The organism is Flavobacterium aquaticum (assembly GCF_003259835.1).
GTDB classification, from domain to species: domain Bacteria; phylum Bacteroidota; class Bacteroidia; order Flavobacteriales; family Flavobacteriaceae; genus Flavobacterium; species Flavobacterium aquaticum.
The window spans coordinates 1-1,638 of the sequence record NZ_QLMI01000022.1 but is presented as its reverse complement, the minus strand read 5'-3'; the positions used below and the strand labels follow the sequence as shown (position 1 = coordinate 1,638).

General features: G+C 28.4%; 2 protein-coding genes. Both read right to left on the bottom strand.

The window, feature by feature from the left end; all coding sequences use genetic code 11:
* Positions 1 to 106: 106 nt before the first annotated feature.
* Positions 107 to 781 carry a hypothetical protein gene (locus B0I03_RS13115; protein WP_146603309.1) on the bottom strand — a complete coding sequence of 225 codons (675 nt, stop codon included), beginning with the start codon at positions 779 to 781 and terminating at the stop codon, positions 107 to 109.
* Between the two features lie 167 nt (positions 782 to 948).
* A complete protein-coding gene (locus B0I03_RS13110; RefSeq protein WP_146603308.1) occupies positions 949 to 1,518 on the bottom strand; it encodes a hypothetical protein in 570 nt (189 codons plus the stop codon).
* Positions 1,519 to 1,638 lie beyond the last annotated feature (120 nt).

Genomic DNA, 1,638 nt, shown 5'->3' with positions numbered 1-1,638 from the left:
ACCAAGCCATTACAAATATAACAAAACATTCCATTCAGCAGCGGATTTTCCGTAGGAAAATCCGGAAGTAGCCATTGAAGCAAACCGCTGTTGGCAACTGGTTTTTTTAATACAAGAAAGTACATTTTCCTTTCCCTTTTTCAATTTTTATTAATTCATTGGAATCTGAAAATAAAATACAGTTAAAAGAATATATTAATTCGATACCTTTAGAAGGACTTTCAAATTCCCTAATGCTTTCAATTTGAAAATTATTTTCATTAAATGGTGGTTTTCCAAAATCTGTTGATAAATAACTTATTCCTGTATTATTAATTAATTGCGAATAATCAATATAGTTAATTAAGACTTGTGTTGTCAAATTTTTATAATTGTCAACATTCCAATATTCAAGTCTTGTTCTATTGAAAAAAGTATAAAAATCATTGTATTCATTATATTTGAAATAATTATTAGAATTAAGTTTATTTATTGATTCATAGGCTATAAAATTAATAAAAGGTGTTTTTAATTCTTCACTATTCGATATTTTATAAGCAAAATCAAATCGAAGAGAAACAGAATCTTGTAGTGTGTTGTTCACACTTCTTCCAGAGGTAAAAGGCTCAGTACTAACTAAAATTTCTCCGTTAAATTTTCCAATAAAGTAATTGTCATAATTTACTAATGTATCTAATGCAATTGAATAATCATTATCAATGTTTGGATTGAAATCTACAGGTTCATTATCACAAGATAGAATTGAAAATATTAATATTGTTAAATAAATTATTTTTTTCATAGTTATGTTTTTTAACTTGTTGCCAACGTTCTGCGGCTTGATTTCAGTGGCGTTGAACGAACACCAAGCCATTACAAATATAACAAAACATTCCATTCAGTAGCGGATTTTCCGCAGGAAAATCCGGAAGTAGCCATTGAAGCAAACCGCTGTTAGCAGAAGGACTTTTATTCAGATATTCCCCATAACGTTACTTTTTTCTTTTGTAGGCTTTCAGCTCCTTTCAAAATTTCATAACTATTAACTTTTTTTACTGCTAGTTTTTTGCTAATTTCATATTGAAGTTTTCTTGAATTTTTTGCTATTTCAATCCAGTTCCAATCTTCTGTTTGTTCATTTCTATTTCCAATATTTTCCCACTTTTTTGCTCCTTTTTCATTAAAATGTCCAATATGAGATTTTGACAAAACATTTTTTTCTAATTTCCCGAAATATAACTGAATTAAACCAAAACCACGAGTTGCAAATCTGTACTTTTTACCATTACAATATTTTGGATTTAGTTCAATTCTTTCAAATTCAATATCTCTTCCAAAATTTTTATTCCATAGTTGAAAATGCAAATCAATTTCAGTTTCAATATTTAATTTTGAGTTGAAGTCTTCAATTGTTTTGTATTCCTTAATTTCAGATTCGGGTTCAGAATAAGAATCAAAAATTCTTAAGTCTGTGTTTTTTAAGATAAATTCTATAATTTCAATTTTATCTTCTTTGTTTGCAAAAAAGTCGTAATTCATTTTGCGTTTTTTTGGTTTAGTCTTTCTGCTAACGTTCTGCGGCTTGCTCTCAGTGGCGTTGAACCAACACCAAGCCATTACAAATATAACAAAACATTCCATTCAGCAGCGGATTTTCCG

Bases quoted from the DNA above. Each gene is read 5' to 3' on its own strand.
- B0I03_RS13115 (WP_146603309.1), bottom strand. From the start codon at position 781: ATGAAAAAAATAATTTATTTAACAATATTAATATTTTCAATTCTATCT.
- B0I03_RS13110 (WP_146603308.1), bottom strand. From the start codon at position 1,518: ATGAATTACGACTTTTTTGCAAACAAAGAAGATAAAATTGAAATTATA.